This is a genomic window from Mucilaginibacter sp. (assembly GCF_028287845.1).
Lineage (GTDB): Bacteria > Bacteroidota > Bacteroidia > Sphingobacteriales > Sphingobacteriaceae > Mucilaginibacter.
Map to the genome: position 1 here is coordinate 1 of NZ_JAQBOW010000118.1, position 20,650 is coordinate 20,650.

A 20,650-nucleotide genomic window follows, 5' to 3' on the forward strand; every position below is an offset into this window, starting at 1 on the left:
CGTAAGGTTACCAGCAATAAAAGATCTTTTACAGCTTTATTGTAATAAGTAAATTCAAAACCTAAACGATCATTCAGGAAACCTGCATCCAAACCAATTTCCTTTTCGGTTTGACGTTCTGGCTTAACATTAGGATTACCCAATTGAACCGGAGCTATTACTCCAGGCAAGCTGGCTAAAGAAACCGGTATATAACTGCTAAATTGATCATAAGGGCCTATAGCTGTTAAATTACCCGATTGCCCATAAGAAGCCCTTAACTTAAAGTTTGGAATAACCGATGCTAAAGAAGACTTTTTCCAAAAATTTTCTTCAGATAAAAGATACGTTCCGCTTAATTTAGGATAATACTGCCACCTGTCGTTTGCACCAAAAGATGATGATACATCATTACGGATAGCGCCGGTTAAATACATTTTGTCTTTATAGCCGATAGTTTCCTGTGCAAAAAACCCTAAAATATTTAAAGTTGATCTGACATCACTGGCAACAATTGTAGTTCCGCTCGCAGCCGACTGACTGACAGGGCTTAATTGCGTACCTGTTATACCCGAAGAGCTTATACGCTCTGTTTGTGCGGTGGCACCAATTGCTGTAGATGATGTAAATGCTCTAAAAGCAGCTTTATAAGCAACATTTATATCATTGTTAAGCAACAAGTCAAGCCTGTCTGCCCTTCTTGCATAACCTGTACCATAAGTTGGTGTAGTATTACCCACAGGTATAAAGCCTGTGGCCAATTGGGTTGAGTTATCATAACCCAATGTGTAGTTAATAGACAAGTTTTTTAAAGGTGTAATAGTTACTTGAATATCACCTATAAAACGGCTTGTTTGCTGATGAAAGTTAAACCTGTTAATGGCCTCTAAGGGGTTGGTCCTTAGCAAACCGCCTGGGAGGGTAAGTGCCGGGTAAACACCAGAAACCGGGTCTGGATTAGGGTTAATAAAGTTATTGGCAAAAATAAAACCTGTTAACGCGCCATAAGCTTCGTTTATACCGCCATTAGGTATTTCGCTGCTACCACTCAAACTATAGTTAAAGCCTGCACTAACTTTTAACCAATCATTAAATCGTTGATCAACCCGTACACGGCCGGTACCTCTTTGAAAATCTGTACCTTTTACAATACCCTGGTTACCCAAATAACCCCCGCTTATGTAATATTGTGTATTATCTGTACCCCCGCTTATGGCAACGTTACTTTCTGTACCTGATGCGGTTCTGAAAATCATGCTCTGTAAATCATAGCGCTGTACCGGCACGGTAGACAGATCAGACGCAGTTGTGTTGGTAAAACGGAATGGTTCAGTATTATACGCCAGTTTTTTACGGATTGAATTGCTGCGAAATTGTGTTGAAACCGTAACAACAGGCGCGCCGGATTTACCTTTTTTGGTGAATATTTGTACAACACCATTACTTGCTCTCGATCCGTAAATGGCAGCGCCCGCGGCACCTTTTATAATTTCGATGTGATCAATATCAGCCGGATTGATATCCACCAACCTGTTTTGACTATAACCACCCAAATCAACCAATTGATCTGAGCTATTATTAATAATAACACCATCAACAATATAAAGCGGGTCGCTTGAACCTGCTATGGTAGAGTTTCCGCGCAAATGCACACTTATACCACCTGCAGGATTACCCGAGTTTTGAGAAATTTGAGCTCCGGCAACTTTACCGGCCATAGCCTGGTCAATTGATGTTGCCGCACCACCTTGTAAATCTTTTGCAGATAGGGTTGATATAGCATTACCCAATTGTTTTTTAGTAGTTTCGACAGTATTACCGGTTACAACAACTTCATTAAGATTTAGCGCGTCTTCTGAAAGTTCTGTACTTACTGTAATATCGTTTTGGCCTGTAAATGCGATAGTTTTAGTATAGGTTCGGTAACCGGTAAAGCTAATGGCAACTATAATGGTTGGCCCTTTAACCGTTGCCGTAAATGAATAACCACCATTAATATCTGTGGTGGCGCCAAACTGGGTGCCGGATATCCTTACAGCAGCTCCGGGAATGGGTTCTTTATCACGAGCATCTGTTACTATACCCTTAATAGTAACCTTAGCACTTTGTGCAAGGGCCAGCTCTCCATAACACATTACAACCAGTAATGCCAACAGGTACCGACCATGTTTAAATGTTTGTAATACTTTTTTCATATTGTTTGGATTTTAGTTAGTTGCTCTTTTTTTATGTACTGTTTAGTTTTTATTTAGGGAAACTAATCTTTCCCATTGATACGGTAGGTAATCCCGGATGATCTCCAAAACTGGTTTTACCACCAGCCACTGCCTCATTGGCCAGCAAGGCAAACAATACAGCTTCCTTAGCATCAGGATGTATCCCTAATGCCGTTGTTGATTTAAGTTTGCGGCCAAAGTGATTTTCTATGTATTTAACAAGCAGTGGATTATACATGCCCCCACCACTTAAATAAATTTCAAAAGGTTTATCTACCGAAATATTTTTCTCTATCGCTTCAATTATTCCTTTGGCAGAAAAAGCAACGAGCGTTGCCATTATATCAAAATCTGAGATATCTTCTTGCCCAGAAACTATAATTGCATTTTGTAAATACGTTAAACTAAAAAGCTCGGGGCCGGTAGTTTTTGGAAAATCAGTTTTAAAGAATGGATGGTCATACAATGCATTGAGCAATAGTTCATTTACCTTTCCAGCAGAAGCCATTTCTGCATTTTTATCATAATATTTCCCCGGTGATTTCAATTGTACAAACTGATCCATAAGGGTATTGCCCGGACCAACATCTGTAGAAAAAAATCCTGTTGAATTACCCGAGGGTAAAAAAGTAAAGTTTGCAATACCGCCAATATTTAACATGATCCGGTTTTCGCCCGGGCTTGAAAATATAAGGTAATCGCCGTAAACAGCCAATGGTGCACCTTCGCCGCCGGCAGCTATATGTTTTTGACGAAAATCACTAAGTGTAATAATTCCTGTTTTTACCGCCAGGTGGTCGCCATCTCCTATCTGCAAAGTTGCATTAGGGTAATTAGCTATACGGTGTTGATGTTTTGGCGCATGAAAAATAGTTTGACCATGGCTGGCTATTAAGTCTATTTCTGTCGCAGGTATCTCCCATTTATTAAGACACTCTAAAATTAAATCGCCATAATAAGTACCTATAACTTCATTAAGTATGGTAATTTGCTCAAGGTTTGCCTGTTTTTTCGCGAATACTTCTTTTAGCGCTTCTTTAAAATCGGGCGCATAATCCATCGTAGTGAAGTGACTAACTTTTACATTCGTTTCAAGTCCGGATCCTGTAAACTTACAGACAGCTATATCTAATCCGTCAAAAGAAGTACCGGACATTAAGCCAATAATAGTTTTTTCGGGCTTGTTTGCTATTTTGTAAAGTGTTTCTATGTTCGAATTCATATAATTCAATTAGTAAACTAAGATTTTACTATAAATTATCTCTCACAACGCAAAAAAACGCAACAGCAACTTCTTGTCTACATGTATTATTAATATGTAATTATACTATTATTTTTTTTAAACAAAACATCATTATGCGCTTTTTTTTAAAAAAACCGCAAATAAACGCAAATTGTATACAGTTAAGCGTTCAGAATCCCACTAATTATTTATTATTAGAAACTATAGTATGAAATTTACACAAAAATATACGACTATTTTTTATGGGATTAAAGTAGTTTTACCTTTTTTCTATATTTTTCCAAATTTCCACCCCCAGGATCAATATCGGTAATGAGATAGGTGATAGCGTCAAGGGAGCACACTTTCATTTTTTGTGAGGAATCTAATTTTTCGCTTATACTTAATATAACTGTTTCGGCTGCCGACTTAATCATTGCCTTTTTTACCTGGACAACTTCCCAGTCTGAGTCTGTTATCCCATTTTTAAGGGAAACTCCATTGGTACCTAAAAAACAAATATCCGGCTCAATTTCTGATAGCTGGTTAATAACCTGGGCGCCCACCAATGTTTGCGAGTTGGATGATAGCTTACCCGCAATAAGATTAACATCTAAACTGGGGTTTTCGGCAAGCTCCAGTGCCACTAACGGGCTTATAGTAAAGAATGTGCAATGCAATGATTCCGGGATCATCCTGGCTAACTCTATCATGGTGGTGCCACCGCCAACAAGAATAACCATACCATCCTCTATCAATTCAATAGCTTTACGTGCTATCTCTTTTTTAGCGTCTTTTTTATAAACCTCTTTTTCCGAAAAAGGATAATGGAAAGATTTAGAAATAGCACCGCCGTGTACTTTTATGATCTGTCCACTATCCGTAAGCTCATTTAAATCTCGTCTAACTGTATCTTCTGAAACATTAAGCTGAACACTTAAATCAGCAGATAATACTTTGTTATGGATATTTATCTGATTTATAATATAATTTAGGCGCTCTTCCTTTAACATATCAAATAATATAGGTCTATATGTAATTACAAATAAACTTATAAAAGTCTTCTAAACAATGATATAAATTCAATTTTAAAACTCATGATCTCAGCTAAGCAGTTCAAAGGGTAAGGGCTAATATTAAAATTAATATATAAAACGTTTATGATGACAGGAATGTTAAATAACCTATTTATAAATTGGAATCCCTTTAGTACTTGAAGCTTGCTTAATGCTAACAGCGGCCCCGCCACCTTTAGCTAACTTTAAATTAAGCGTAGTATTTGCATCAACCAGGTAGCTGTTAATCTTGTAGGCTTCCGGGTTAGTTTTCCAATCTGCATTAGCTGCATCTGCATAAATAGTAGCTATGTATTTTGCTTTTTTATCCAGAAAATTTAACGGCACCGAGGCGTTTCGGTTATTTTCATTGGTTATAGCACCTATAAACCAATTCTCACTCCCCTTTTCTTTTCTTGCGGTTGTAATATAATTACCAGGTTCAGCTTCAATAACTTTGGTGTCATCCCAATCTACAGGTACATCTTTAATAAACTGAAATGCATCCAAATACTTTTCATAATTTTCTGGCAGATCAGCAGCCATTTGAAGCGGACTGTACAACACTACATACAGGGCCAGTTGTTTCACCAGGGTGGTATGAATTTGTTTATCAGGCAATGACGTATAATCTGTAATTTTAAGTATTCCGGGCGTATAATCCATTGGCCCCCCCATAAAGCGTGTAAACGGCATTATAGTTTCGTGTTCTGGTTTATTGCCATGGCCAAAAGCATTATACTCGTTACCACGCCCGGCCTCACTGGCCATCCAGTTAGGGTAGGTACGCTGCAGACCGGTTGGCCTTACCGGTTCATGCGCATCAATCATGACATGATAGTCGGCAGCCTTTTGCGCGGCTCTAACATAATGGTTAACCATCCATTCGCCGTCGTGATGCTCTCCGCGCGGTATAATTTTACCAACATAGCCGGTTTTTACCGAAGTATAGCCGTATTTATTCATAAACCGGAAAGCCGTATCCATTTGCCGTTCATAGTCGCTGGCCGAACCTGATGTTTCGTTATGCATGATCATTTTTACACCTTTAGACGAGGCATAGCTTGTTATGGCCGCCACATCAAAATCGGGATAAGGTTTTACAAAATCAAAAACGTATTCTTTCCAGGCACCAAACCATTCTTCCCATCCATAGTTCCAACCTTCAACCAACACCGCTTGTATGCCGTTTTTAGCGGCAAAATCAATGTACCGTTTTACATTGGCTGTATTTGCGCCATGGGTCTTGTTGGGTATTAGCTGGCCATCGGCACCAACAGTATCTGCCCGGTTTGCATAGTTCCAGGTAGCTTTGCCGGTTTGCATTTCCCACCAAACACCTACAAATTTCATTGGCTTTATCCAAGAGGTATTAGTAATTTTTGAAGGGTCATTTAAATTTAAAATTATTTTTGATTCCAGTATATCAGCGGCTTTATTGCTTACAATGATGGTGCGCCATGGTGTGTAGCAGGGAGCGCTCATATAAGCTTTGTTACCCAGTGCATCCGGCACCAGGCTGGCCGTAAGTTTATATGTGGCAATATCAACATGCAACTGCATGGATGTGTAATTTACCAAGGCAGCCTCATGGATATTAATATACAAACCGTCGGCGGTTTTCATCATTAGCGGCGTTTGCACAGCATATTTATCCGGTACTGTTTTTACCGCGATGTCATCAGATGAAGCAACTATAGGCTGATTATTTATTTCGCTTATAGCTGATGTGGTGTACGGATACTCATTAGAATCATAATCGCCTGGTATCCAAAATGTTTTATGATTGCCTGCAAGAGCAAATTCGGTTACCTCGTCTGTTACAATAAAATTTTTTAGATCAGGTTGTTTTGGAAACACATACCTAAAACCTACGCCATCCTCAAATACCCTGAAAACAATATCCATCAATCTGCCTTGGCCATTTTGTTTTAAATGAACAATTACCTGTTCATAATGGTTGCGTATAGTTTTAACCTCGCCCCAAACCGGATTCCATTGTTCGTCGATTGATTTTTTTTCGGTACCAGTTATTACGAAACCATGATCAAGCCCGGTATTATCTAATAGTTTAACACCCAAACGGGATGGTTTTATAATTGGCTTTTGATCATAGTATACCGCATATTCAGGATGTCCCTGGGCATCAAGCCTAAAATCAAGCTTCACCTTGTTCATGCCTGCACTAACTGCCGGTTTTTCCTGAGCGGCCAAACCTAACGGAATTATAAAGCCAAGCAGGAATATATATATGTATTTCATGTATAATTTAATTTTAACATGCGGATTTCAGAACATGGCAGTTCTTTTTACCCATGCTCTTTAGGCATAAAGATTAAAAAGTGCAAAGCCTTTTTACAGGCTTTACACTAAACCAACCAATTATTAATATCCTGGATTTTGTTTGATCTTGCTATTTGAATTTATTTCATTTAACGGAATGGGCCATGTATACGATTTTGCATCGCTCCATTGCAGCGCACCATTAACATTTAAAGCGCTTGCATAATAGGTTGCTTCTGATTGCCCTATGCGCCACCTGCAAACATCAAACCACCATGAACCCTCATTAAATAGTTCAGCCCAACGCTCATAATAAAGCGGGTTGGTACCTAAAACCGGGTCTGTGGCACTGGTTGGGCTGGTAAGCGTCAGATAATCAACAGGTGATGGTGAGTTAATAGGATAGCTATAAGCACGGCGCTTAACTTTGTTAATATATTCAAGCCCGGTTATCGCGTCGCCGCCTTTTATAGCAGCTTCGGCATATAGCAAGTATACGTCTGCCAAACGCAGAATATAATAATCCCATTTATCCGAATTAATAGAGTTCTCATTATAATCTATCGGCGCATATTTTTTAACGCTCCAGCCGTATTTAGTAGGATCGCCAACATAAACATCCGCTTTAGAAACCTTGGCCCAGGTGTTACCGTCAAACTTAACCGAATCGATCCACGGTTGTAAAGCATTTACAAACAAACGCGGGTCGGCAGTTTTATCGGTGCGTATCTGTAAAGCGTTTTGCTTATATACAGGGTCTATGGTTAATTGCTGGTTATAAAAAGTTGGCCCTACAGAGGCATTATACTTAGGATTAGCCACAAGAGTATAGTTGCTGCCTAAAGTAAAACCAAAACGGGTTACGTTTTTATCATGAAAGAACTCGTTTGGATAACCAAGTGCCTGCGTTTGGGTTTCAGTACCGTTAAAAGGTGTACTCCCATTATACCCGCCAAATGTTCTTGGTGCCCATATAAGGCCATTAATAGTTGATGAGTTTGCGGCACCGCTGTAAATACCATAACCACCTTTTGAATCCTGGTCAATATATAATTCAAATAATGATTCACTATTCAATTTATTGGAACCGTTAAAGGCATTTTGATAAGTATCAAATGGCATTAATACTTTTTCGCTATTGGTAATTACATCCAGTAAAGTTGTTTTAGCGTTGGTCCAGTCCTGGGTGTAAACGTATGCTTTACCTAATAAACCCTTTGCAGACCATTCGGTTACGCGCGCCAGTTCGGTCGAGCCCCATGCTTTTCCTTTTAGTAAAGTTGCCGCTTTTTGCAGGTCGCTTTCAATCAACGTCCATACATCTTTAACTGATGACCGTGCTAACTGGGTTTCTGCAAGGCCCGCTGGCAAAGCTGTATAAATCGGCACGCCCATTTTATCGCCATTGGCACCGCCGGCGGTCATGTAACTTTCGCCAAAAAGGCATTCCAGCTCCATGTAATACCAGCCGCGTAAACAATAGGCCTGCCCAAGTATTAAATTAACGGTTTGTTTATCAGCCGCGCTTAAGCCGGGGTGTTGGGTTGTGTATTGATTTGCCGCAGAAATGGCAACATTACAGTTTTTTACACCGGTATACAATGCCTGCCATGCCTCACCCGAATATTGATTACTCACGCTTAGGTTGGTATTGGCCATTTCGTTCCAAGCCGGGTCGCCATTATATTCCGAGTTGATTGTATGCATGGAATTTGACAATGCTTTGGGTAAAAAATGGAAACCGTATATACCCTGGTCGCGCAGATTAGCATAACAAGAAACTAATACACTTTGCAGATCAGCCAACGTTGATGGATAACGGGTTGCGTCATACGCGTTGGTTGGCCCAACGTTTACAGGTGATTTTTTACAGCCGGTTATTAAGATGACCGCCAGTGCTGCTGTATATATATATTTTAACATTTTCATAGTTTTTTAAAGTGAATATTAAAAAGTAAGATCCAGGCCTGCTGTGTAAATTTTTGTTTGCGGATAATTAGTTACCGCGTCGATACCTTGTGTAGTTACCGCGCCATAGCCGGATGGCGTAAAGGCACTACCCAGTTCTGGATCGAGGCCGGAGTATTTAGTGATGGTGAACACATTGTTGGTCATCACAAATATCCTTGCCGATTTAATAGCGACTTTTTGCAGCAGGCTATTTTTAAAGGTATAGCCTAATTGCACATTTTTTAATTTTAAATAGTCTCCGCTTTCTACAAAATAGCTGTTTACCGAGCTATAATTCTGGTTGGGGTCCAACGTAAATCCGCCGCTTTGTGCTATGCCCAAACGCGGCTGTTTGGTAAGACCGTTGTTGCCTAAAAATGAATCATTAAATACCTGGCTGGTAGTATTACCGTCCTGGAATAGTGACTGCTCATAAGCTTTTACACCGTTAAACAATTGCACCCCGGCCACACCGTTAAATAACAGCGCCAAATCAAATCCTTTATAGTTAAAATGCATATTGATACCATATACTACTTTAGGATTTGGATTGCCAATAACCTGCCTGTCATTAGAATTAATAGTGCCATTGCCGTCTAAGTCTTCATAGTGCAAATCGCCGGCGTGTGCTGTATTACCATTAACCTTTTGCCCGGCTGCCTGGGCATCAGTTGTAAATATGCCTAACACTTTATAGCCATAAAAAGAACCCAATGGAAGCCCGGCTTTACTAATAGTAAGCGTTTGGTTGGCCATCATTTGAAAAGCCTGGTCACCATTGCTGTAATAGTTATAACCATCATAAACAGCATCGGTAGCTGCACCTGCTAAACTAACCACTTTGTTTTTATTGAATCCCGCGGTTACGCTGATATCATAACCCACATCGCCCACTTTATTACGGTAACCAGCCATAAAATCAAACCCTGTGTTATTAACCTTGCCAATATTTGTTATATATGGCGCTGTCAAACCGGTACTGGTGGGTAATTGCAGGGCATAAAGCATATCCTTAGTGTTTTTATTATACCACTCTGCAGAAAAATAAAGACTGCCGCCTAATGCTTCACCATCTATACCGATATTGGTTTCGGTAACGGTTTCCCAATGCACATTTGGGTTAGGAAGTTTGGTGGTAGTATTGGCAATTTGAAAAGGCTGGCCCGGCGCAAAGCCTTGCGCGCCACCAGAAATGCCGGTACTGGTATTATTCTGGGTGTAGGTAGAAGCATAGCTATAAGCAGGAATATTGCTATTACCCAACGAGCCGTAGCTGCCGCGTAATTTTAACGCATTGAACGCAGGCACCCCGTTTTTAAAAAACTCTTCCTCGCCCAGATTCCAGCCGGCTGATGCTGCAGGGAACACACCTTTTTGTTGGTTAGGACCAAATACATTATAATTGGCATCCTGCCTGATAGAGCCTGATAGATAATATCGGTTAGCATAATTATAGTTAATACGACCAAACTGCGATTTGATAAGGCCGTTAGGATCATTCGTTCCTGAAAGCGCCAAACCCGAAGATGATGTTTGAACAAAAGAATAACCGTTTATTCCGATGGAGCTTTCGCTGGCATACAGGTTATTGTATTTGTTCACAATTTGCTCATACCCGGCTAAAGCACTGATATTATGTTTGCCAAAACTTTGGTTATAGCTCAGTACATAGTTAGTTAATAACTGGCTGCTTTGTACATCATATTTGTTAAGCGTATTATTTGGTAATGAAACCGAGCCAAATTTATAAGCATCCTGGAAATAATCCTGCGCTTCATAATAATAAGAATAACCAATAGTGGTGCGGAAATCCAAATGCAGCGGCAATTTGATATCAGCATATACATTTGCCTGCAAATTATTTTTAGCATTTGACGCAGTTGCTGATTGTACCGCACCGTAAGGGTTTGGTCCTTGAAATGCCAACCCATTATATCCGGCCGGTACTGTGCCGTAACTCCCGTCTTTGTTATATATCGGGATGATGGGCTGCGTTCTGAAAGGTGCATTATGCAGATTAGCCTCGTTGCCTATCAATGGTGAGGTTTGGCGCTGCGATATACCTAGCTGCTCACCTATTGTTATGAATTTGCCTAATTTATAATCGGTGTTGATACGTGCCCCGCCAATGTTGGAATAGTTTTTAAGATAAACACCCTTTTGGCCATTGTAAAACCCTGAGAAAAGATAATTAACAACCGGCGTTGAACCAGAAATTGATAAATTATAGTTCTGCTCAACTGCATCCCGGTACATGGTATGTACCCAGTCTGTATTAGCTAAAGTATCTAACTTGTTAGCGCCGGCAAAAAATTTAGGATTAACAATGTTTTGCAGTTGTATAAAGCCGTTTTTATCAAGCAGGGTAACCAATTTAGGTTTGGTAATGCCATAGCGTGCGCTAAGGTTGATAGTTGGCTGTGTTCCTGAACCTTTTTTTGTGGTAATAACCAAAACACCACCCGCCGCTGCAGAGCCATATATGGCGGCCGAGGCGGCATCTTTTAAAACATCAATGGTGGCAATATCCTGTACGTTGATGCTATTTACATCAGGCACCCTCACCCCATCAACAATGTATAAAGGAATGGGTTGATGAAAGGATGCAAGCCCCCTTATAACAATACTTGGGGTAGCATCCGGCGCACCCGAGCTTTGAATAACATTAACCCCGGCAACACGACCCTGTAAGGCTGATATAGGGTTGGTTATTGGCTGGTCCTTAAAATCAGACCCTCTAACTGAAGATACAGACCCGGTAATATCCCTTCTGCGCTGTGTGCCGTAACCAATAACTACTATTTCATTTAGCAGCTTGTCATCATTTGTAAGTGTTATATTAATAATAGTCCTGTTATTAACGGCTACTTCCTGTTTAACAAAACCTACGCTTGAGAAAACAAGCACGCTTTTGCCGCTTGCTTTAATGGCGTAATTTCCGTTTATATCAGTATTTGATCCGTTCGGACTCCCCTTTACAATTATGGTTGCACCGGGAATTGGTTCTCCTTTTTCATCAGTAATTTTTCCTGAAACTAATGTTTGTTGTGCAAATGCCGCTACGGACAGCAATAAAAACAAGGGACAAAAAAGTAACTTTAATAGTAATTGTTTTTTATTCATAATGATTTATTTAGATGTGAGTAATTGGTTAAGCATAATTATTTTACTTGTATAGTCATTTTATATAGTGCATTCAAACACGCAGGCACGTTTCCATACCAATGTGATGCTGATACATTTTAAATAAATATTAATAAGTGTTAAAACTGGTTATAATTGGTAATTGCCGCGTCACTATAACGATTGCGAAGAATTACACATCAAAGAGAGTAGATATATTGGACAGCAGCAAGTTTCAAAATTAAAATATAAAGAAATATAAACTTATATTTAATATAATTAGTTGATTATCAATATATTATTCAGATAATTATTTCGTTAAAATATAAACCTGGTATAAATAACATAAGCTAATATAGACCATCATATTGCCTTTATTGCCATTATAGCATGCTCAAATTCATCATTATGAACAATAGATTTACTTTTAATACGGGCTTTGTAGTTGTAAATTGTATTAACCGAATATTCAAGGATATGGGAGATCTTTTCGGTATCATTAATTCCCAGTCTTATTAAAGCAAAAATCCTCAGATCGGTATTTAGTAATTGGTTAGGGAGTAGTTTCACACGGTTTTCTTCACAAAACAGGGCATTATACGCATGGACAAAGTTTGGGAATATTTTAAGGAAGGCTTTATCAAAATTTATAAACAACTCTTCTCTTTCTTTGGTGAGGTTAATATTGTTAACTAATATGCGGATATCATCAAATCGTTTAGTGGTTAACTTATTGTCAACAGAACGTTTAAACTTATCCAGTTTATTAATGTATTCAGAAATAAGATTAAAGTAATAGCCAATATATTCTTCTTTTATTGTGTTTGCTTCGTTTAATTCGATAATGGTATTTTGCAGATTATGGTTTGTTTCTAAAATTATTTTATCAGCAATTCTTAACTTTTGCAATTGCTTGTAAATAATAACCGCAAATACTATTACCACACATATCAATACCGTTAACAACGATGCAAAGAAAAACAACGCGCGTTTTTGTTCCATTTCATTATTTATCCTGTCGCTGGCAATAATGGGCAATATGGCGCTTACCTGTAATTTACGTTGCCTGGCACCGTAAAATATAGCGTCGTCCATAGCTTGTTTAATGTATACATAGGCATTTTTCACATCGCCGTTTTTATACAATAATTGGGCTAAAGTTGTCATTGCTGCTGCTTCCTTTGTAGATGACCGCACATCGGCCATGGCTGCGGTAATTAATAGCTCAATGGCTTTATCAGGAATACTTTTCCGTATGTAGATATCACTTAAAGTTGAAACGGCAACTGCAAACTCGTGGTCTGTTAAACGGTAATGACCAATAAGCATTTTTAATTCATCAACAGCCTTACTTGTATTGCCGGTTTTTAAATATTTTAATCCGTTATAATAAATATATTCAAAAGAATTTCTGTTACACAAGGCAGATGCCGAATCGATATATTTTCCTGCATTGTTATTATAGATGGGGGTAAAATAGTTATCCTTATCAAAATCTGCCAGGTCATAGTACGTTCGGGCGGTCAAAAAATAATATTCTTTTTTAGCTTCATTATCCAGTAGATTAACATTAACGGTTTTTAACGAGTCGAATGTTTCCTTAAACATGCCTGATGAAAGCAGGATGAATCCAAGCTTGATTCTGCTGACGGCAATTTTTACCGGGTCATTTAATAAACGACCTGTTTGTTGTAGTTTTTGCGCATAGCTAAATGCCTGCGCATAATTAAAGCTTTTATATTCATTATAAAGTTTTAAATAAATAGCATATTTTAAGTTCAAATCTCCGCTGCTTGCTGCATCTAAACTATTTTGCAGCTTTTCAATTCTTTTCAGCTTTTCATCATCATACGATTCTTTTTTATCCAAGGTGGAATTGAGCTTTGTTAAAAGCGAATCGTAACTTTTATTTGAAAACGCAGCATGAAACAGTAATAAAAATGGAATTATGAATAATATCCGTTTCATGATAACCTGTGTTTTAATATGGATTAAAAGTTTATTTATAATTGGTTAGGCTTTGCAGCCTTTGGCTTGATAACTATTAAGTTATATTTTTAAAAGTATAAAAAAATATTGAAATGTATTACTCCTTTTAATTGTTGCCTTTGAGAAGTGGCAGCAGGTTAATTCTGAAAAGGTTGAATTTTCAAATAAAAAGATTATTTACAATAGTTGATCTATTGTATTGTATTGTATTAGCCCCGGAACGCCCGGGGCATTTAACATAAACCTATTGTCCTTTAGCTGGTACCGCGGGAGTTGCTGCGGAGTTAGTTCTGCGCAAAACAGAAGGTACTACCGGTAAGCTTTCATTACCATCTGTACTAACAGATTGTATAGCAAAAAAGTAATTATCTTTAGAGTATGGTAGTTTTATTGTATTATCGGTAGTAAAGAATTTTTTTTGCCATACCGGGCTGGTAGTTTCCCTCATCATCACATAATAACCCTTGGGTTTACCTGTTGCCGGGGCCTTCCATAATAAAGACGTAGAGTTTCCTCCTAAACCTGCTGTATATATAGTTACATCTAACGGTACTGATGGCCCTTTGGCTAAATTGGCCAGGTTGCATAAATTTAAAGCTGTGTTTTTACGCAGGTATTCAAAATCCATGTACTCTGGTAAATCGCCATATTCAAGTCCATTTTCTGTGCGTATATTTTGGTGCTGATGACGAAAATTCTCATTCATTTCTGTAATACGTACCGCGGTAAATCCTTGCAGCTGATAAGACAGATGATCGCCGCCACGCCCAAAACGATCAGGGCGATAAACCATAAATACTTCCAGGTTATCAACATAGCGCTCGCCTGTTTCTTTAATATAACGTGCTAACTGCCGTGAAGGCCCGTCATTTTCTAAACCCGAAGCACGTATGGCTGCAGCTTTTTGAGCATCCATTCCAATGGCAGGCAAGCCTTCGCTAAATACCCGTACTTTTGTGTTTTCGATAATGTTGGTTTCATTACTGTTATTGCTGCCCATTATATCGTTATTCAGTACGGCTCCAATTTCCCATGCATTTTTTTTGGCATTTACTGCCATAAAATTTGAACCTATTAAACCTTGCTCCTCGCCGCATACGGTAACAAATATCACGGTTGCCGGAAAAGATTGCTTACTCATGATGCGCACACATTCCATTACTGCCGCCGAGCCGCTGCCATCATCATTGGCTCCTGGTGCATCACCTTCGCGATCCATCACGCTGGTACGCATATTATCCATATGGCCGCTGATTATAAACACGCGATGATCATTAGGATCAGTACCTTTTAAAGTGGCAACCACATTGGTAAGTATAACAGGTACGTCTATCCGTTTACCGTCGGGCCGGTAGTTATTGGTATCCAATTTAACCGTAAGCCTTCCGCCAGATGTTTTAGCATAGGTATTTAACTTGCTTAATATCCAGTTACGGGCCGCGCCGATCCCTCTTTTAGGGTCTGTTGTTGTGCTTAAGGTGTTGCGCGTGCCAAAACTTACCAGTTTAAGAATGGTGGCATGTAATGAATCGGCAGATACTTCGCTAACCATTTTTTCTATAAGCGGATCTTTTTGTATAATAACCGGCGATTGCGCAAACGTGCAGGTATAAGCAGCCATTGCAATTAATAATCCAAATGCTTTTTTCATAATTTAAATCTATTGTTTTTTTGTAAAAAAGGTAACAAGTAAATACTTGTTACCTAACTATAATAATTACTAATTAATAACCCGGATTTTGCACAAGAGTTGGCATAATATTTATATCACGAAGTGGTATAGGCCACACCCTGAAGTTAGTGCCATAAGGCTGAGCTGTAACAGTAGTATGTGCAGGTAAATCAAGCAGGTTTCTTTGAAAATCAAAGTACGATTGACCTTCAAAAGCTAGTTCAATTCTTCTTTCTTTTAAAATCGCATCAATCAGGCTTTGAGGTGTTGCTGCCACTACTATGCTGGCTTTTGAACGGGCACGTACCTGGTTCAATAATCCTAAAGCGGCAGGATCAACTACAGCAGAGCTTAAACGGGCAAGGGCTTCTGCCTTAACCAGCAAAACCTCTGAGTACCTTATCAGCGGCGCCCAATCCGAAAAACTAACGTATTTGTTACTCCAGAACAGGTTATTGCTTTTAAGAATTAAGTTTTTATATCTTAAATCAACTGTAGTATCCATTAGCGACAAATAACTTTGGCTAACAGTTATATCATTTCTGATACCGGGATAATAGTGGGCGGCAAGGGCGTTATTTCTGCCCGGATTGTTTGATCCGCTAAAAGCCACAGAAAAGATAGATTCTTGTGTGGTATAGTTTCTGAAAGCAACCTCAGGGGTGGCGTTCAATTTATACAAGCCTGAATTAATTACCAGATCAGCATAAGTTATGGCTTTAGCCCATTGACCTTCGTATAGATATAAGCGCATCAGCATAGCCCTGGCGGCACCTTTTGTGGCCCTTGATACGGTAGTATAACTATCACCGGGGTAGTTTAGTGGTAATTTTTGTTCGGCATCCAGCAAGTCTTTCTCAATCTGGTCATATACCTGCTTAACAGTTGAGCGTGGTATAAAGTTAGAAGCATCAAAGGCATTTTCTGTGGCAGTAAGGACTAATGGTACACCGGGGTTATTTGTCGGACCGGCCGGATCAAGGTAGGATTTACCCCAGAAATTGATCATATAAAAATAATTATATGCCCTTATAAAAGATGCTTCGCCAAAATACTGGCTTGCCTTGGCGGCCGGAACCATACTTTGTACAGCAGCAAAGCTTTTTACAAACAGGTTGGTTACATAAATGGTGTTATAAGCGGCTGTCCAGGCTGCAGAAACAATCCCATCATTAGCATTCATTTTATCAAAATAACCTACTTGTGCAAAATATGGAGCAGGGTTGGCGTCAAGTCCCATTAAATCGCAATAAATAAGGTGCCGGCCACATGTCCAGTTGGGGTTTTGCATTGCAGCATACATACCGGTAGCTGATTTATCTATTCGGTCTGGCGTGCTAAAAGCGGTTGCTGCCGATACCGCATCCAACGGTTGTTCAAATAAATCACTTTTTTTGCATGATGTTATAACTACACCAGCTAACATTAATACTATATAATATTTTTTAAGTTGCATGATCTGTAATTTTTAATATTAAAAATTCACGTTTATACCTAAGGTAACAGTTTTGGCCTGTGGTGTTCCCAGGGCATCAGTACCCGCCGCTATATTGCTGCCAGCCCTTACACTTGTATTAATATCCGGATCAAGGCCAGAGTATTTAGTGATAAGGAATGGATTAAATATTTGGGCATATATTCTTAGCCTGCTAACACCAAATTTATTCAGGAAAAGTTTTTTGGGTGTATAACCAAGGGCAATTGTTCTTACCCTTGCAAAATCACCTTTCTCCAAAAAGCGGGTTGATGCAATGTTTGCGGTATTATCGCCTAAGTAAAGTTTTGGCACATTAGTTACCTGCCCCGGTGTGGTCCACCTATCAAGTATAGTGCTAAAATTGTTTTGAACATTATTGCTTAGCATTGATGCCAGCGATGAGTTGTAAATATAGTTACCGCCAGAATAAATAATACTAACATTCAAATCAAAACTCTTATAGGTAAAAGTATTATCCCAGCCACCATACCAGCCGGGCAATCCGTTTTTGTTAAGATAAGTCGCATCAGAGGCTACAGTAATTGGCGATACAGGGTTGCCACTCAAATCTGTCCATAAACCGCTTCCGCTGGCGCCCAGATGATATTCTTTAACAGTACCGTTAGCAGCATACCATGTAGGATTACCGGTTTTAGGATCAACACCCGCCCAATTAATCAATTTATAAGTACTTAACGGCCTGCCTATACTGGCTACGTTGTTACCACTGGTAATGTCTGCATTATTGTTAGTGCTTACCAATGATAATACTTTATTCCAGATGTGTGTGTAATTAAAAGATGTTGACCAGTTAAAGTCTTTTCTATTAATAATCATTGTATTAAGGCTAAACTCAATACCCCTGTTACGCATATTACCAATATTGGTAGATATAGAAGTACCCGGTACACCGGTAGTTGCAATAACCGGCGCGCTTAATATCAGGTTGTCAACAGCGGTATTAAAATAATCAGCTGTAATATTGAATTTTTGAAAAAGAGTTGCATCAAAGCCAACATTTGTTTTTTTGGATGTTTCCCAACGCAGATCAGGGTTACCCACCTGCGAAATATTGAACCCGTTTAAAGTACCATAGGCCGCGCCGCTATATAAGGTTTGGGCCGCGTACACGCTGCTTAAGCGTGAGTTACCTACCTGGCCATAACTACCCCTTAGTTTTAAATAACTAAGTACTTTACTGTTGGCCAAAAATTTCTCTTTTGTAGCCTCCCAACCTAAAGATATGCTTGGGAAATAACCCCATTGATGGGCAGCACCAAATGCAGAATAGGCATCAGCTCTAAAAGATGCCTCGAGCAAATATTTTTCATCATAAGCATAACCAACACGAGAGAAGTAGGATATTAACCCTGCACTGTATACATCGCCGTTAGTTTGATCATAGGTGGCTGTTTGCCCAACAGGAATATTGGTGAATGAACCACTGACAATTTGATTAAAAAATGGATCGGCTAAGTTGGCCGCCCCGGTTGAATAAGCCTGATACTGGTTATGCTGATACTCTGCACCGGCTACTGCTGTAACCTTATGTTTGGCACCCAAAAGTTTAGAGTAATTGAAGTAGTTTTGCCAAACCCACTCAGACCAATTAGTAGTATAGTACAGTAACAAGCCATTGTAAGGTACGCCCCAAAATCCAATAGCCGGGTTAGTGTATTGATTTTCAAAGTTACCCAGGTACTCAATACCAAACTTCGAAGTAAAACTTAATCCTTTTAACAGCTTTAGCTCTCCGTAAATATTAATCCTAGTATCATTTGCCGTATTTTCATTACGGGTAAGTGCCGACATAGCTATCAGGTTATACCAGTTATTAGCGGTAATGCTGCTACCGCCAATTTGGCCCGTATTATTACCTATGCCAAGATACCCACCGGTTGCGCCTGTTGTTAAATTAAAACCATAAGGGCCGCTTGGATTATAAGGCGACACATTAGATGGTGCCTGCCATCCTGAAATGTTTACACCCTGTACATACCCATCTGTTAATACTCCAGTATTAAGTGTGCGGCCAAAAGATAAACTGATACCTCCCTTGAACCATTTTTGCGGAGTAACATCAATATTAAGCCTGGCCTGGCCGGTTGTTAATTTGTTAGGAATAACGATACCTTCCTGGGTAATATACCTGGCAGAGCCAAATAATGTTGCTTTTTCAGATCCACCCGAAAAGGAAATACTGTTATCATAGGTTTTTCCCTGTTTATATAACAGATCCATCCAGTTCACATCATCAGGCACTCCATCAGCATTTATATCATTATTTTTTGCAATAACAGCGTTGGGTGAAGCTGCTCCATATCTGTTAAGCGCTTTCTCATTTTGTATAGTGATGTAATCGGGACCGTTTAATACCGGTGGTTTTTTGGAGGCCTCGCTCCAGCCAAATTTAGAGTCGAGAGATACTTTCGCTGTACCACTTTTACCTTTTTTGGTTGTCACCAATATTACTCCGTTTGATGCCCTTGAACCATAAATTACCGCGGCGCCGGCATCTTTCAACACCTCGATAGATTCAATATCGTTTGAATTAAGTAATGCTAACGGATCAAAACGCGTTCCGCCTCCCGAACGGATACGGTTTAAGTTACCTTCGTTGATCTGAGGAATACCATCTATCACAATCAATGGCTGTGACGAGCTTGAAATAGAATTTACACCCCGTATGCGTATGCTGGTCGGATCGGCCAGGGCACCGCCGTTCATACTTACTTGTAAACCGGCGGTTTTACCTGCCAATCCTTCATTAAAGCTGGGCAGAGGTTCGTTACTAACTTTATCGCCCGTTATTTTACCAATAGAGCCCGTATTTTCACGAACAGCTTTGGTGCCATAACCTATTACCACAACTTCATTTAAGCCGTGGGCCTCGGCAGTTAGCTTTATATTAATAACCATTTGGTTCCCAACTAATGCCTCCTGGGTTTCATATCCTATAAAAGAAAATACTAATGTTGCGGTATTGTCAGGCACCTTAATATTATACTTTCCATCTATATCTGTTTGTGTGCCTTTGGTTGTGCCTTTAATTTTTATGGTTACACCCGGCAACGTTTCTCCATTGTTATCAGTAACTGTACCTGTAATTGTTTTTTCAATAGCCGATTGTACTGAAACAGGAGGCGTTTCAATAGGTTTCTCTACAATAATAAGCTTGCTCTGCTGCTCTTTATAAGCCAATAAGGTTTTGTTTAATACATTATTGAGAATAATTTCAACTGTTTTATTTTTGCCTGTATAGCTTACATAATAAGGCGAAACCAACTGTTCATTATAAACAAACTGAAAGCCACTTTTTTGCTGTATTGCTGCCAGTACCTCTTTTAAAGTTTTGTTTTTAACATCCAAATCTATACGCACATCTCGAATGGTTTGCCCATCAGAGCTTTTAGCCATTAGCAGCTGTGAGAATATTGATGTAACTATGAAAATGTAAAACGTATATTTCATAATTCTGAATAATGAAAGTTTTATTGCAATGGTATTTTTTTCCATACCTTTGATTTGTGTTTTTAGGTTAATAAATACATTAATTAGAAACATAAAGCATGACCTGATCAGTTAGTGATTGGCGTTACGATGCTGATCTTGTCAAAAGATTAAAGCCGGATAGGGTAAATACCTGCCGGTTTTTTTGTTAAATGGGGTTAGTTTGTTTTTTGA

General features: G+C 39.2%; 10 protein-coding genes. All 10 read right to left on the minus strand.

From position 1 onward, the window contains the following. Positions 1-2,174 (minus strand): SusC/RagA family TonB-linked outer membrane protein (locus JWP71_RS12080; RefSeq protein WP_299500229.1); only part of this gene is annotated, 2,174 nt, incomplete at its 3' end. Positions 2,175-2,223: 49 nt separating this feature from the next. Beyond that, entirely contained in the window at positions 2,224-3,417 is a 1,194-nt protein-coding gene (locus JWP71_RS12085; protein WP_299500232.1) for an anhydro-N-acetylmuramic acid kinase, read from the minus strand. Between the two features lie 269 nt (positions 3,418-3,686). After that, the gene (locus JWP71_RS12090; protein WP_299500235.1) at positions 3,687-4,430 is read right to left on the minus strand and encodes a DeoR/GlpR family DNA-binding transcription regulator; all 744 of its coding nucleotides are present in this window, start codon (positions 4,428-4,430) and stop codon (positions 3,687-3,689) included. Between the two features lie 171 nt (positions 4,431-4,601). Beyond that, positions 4,602-6,734: a glycoside hydrolase family 97 protein gene (locus JWP71_RS12095; RefSeq protein ID WP_299500237.1), complete on the minus strand. Its 2,133-nt coding sequence runs from the start codon at positions 6,732-6,734 to the stop codon at positions 4,602-4,604. Positions 6,735-6,857: 123 nt separating this feature from the next. Next, positions 6,858-8,678 carry a RagB/SusD family nutrient uptake outer membrane protein gene (locus JWP71_RS12100; RefSeq protein WP_299500240.1) on the minus strand — a complete coding sequence of 607 codons (1,821 nt, stop codon included), beginning with the start codon at positions 8,676-8,678 and terminating at the stop codon, positions 6,858-6,860. 24 nt (positions 8,679-8,702) lie between these two features. Further along, on the minus strand, positions 8,703-11,828 hold the full coding sequence (locus JWP71_RS12105) for a TonB-dependent receptor (RefSeq protein ID WP_299500243.1): 3,126 nt from the start codon (positions 11,826-11,828) through the stop codon (positions 8,703-8,705). Positions 11,829-12,191: 363 nt separating this feature from the next. After that, the gene (locus tag JWP71_RS12110; RefSeq protein ID WP_299500246.1) at positions 12,192-13,796 is read right to left on the minus strand and encodes a DUF6377 domain-containing protein; all 1,605 of its coding nucleotides are present in this window, start codon (positions 13,794-13,796) and stop codon (positions 12,192-12,194) included. 265 nt (positions 13,797-14,061) lie between these two features. Next, entirely contained in the window at positions 14,062-15,468 is a 1,407-nt protein-coding gene (locus tag JWP71_RS12115) for a M20/M25/M40 family metallo-hydrolase (RefSeq protein ID WP_299500249.1), read from the minus strand. A gap of 73 nt (positions 15,469-15,541) precedes the next feature. Next, complete coding sequence (locus JWP71_RS12120) at positions 15,542-16,945, minus strand: RagB/SusD family nutrient uptake outer membrane protein (RefSeq protein WP_299500252.1); 1,404 nt, start codon at positions 16,943-16,945, stop codon at positions 15,542-15,544. Between the two features lie 18 nt (positions 16,946-16,963). Beyond that, on the minus strand, positions 16,964-20,482 hold the full coding sequence (locus tag JWP71_RS12125) for a TonB-dependent receptor (protein WP_299500254.1): 3,519 nt from the start codon (positions 20,480-20,482) through the stop codon (positions 16,964-16,966). Between the last annotated feature and the right edge of the window lie 168 nt (positions 20,483-20,650).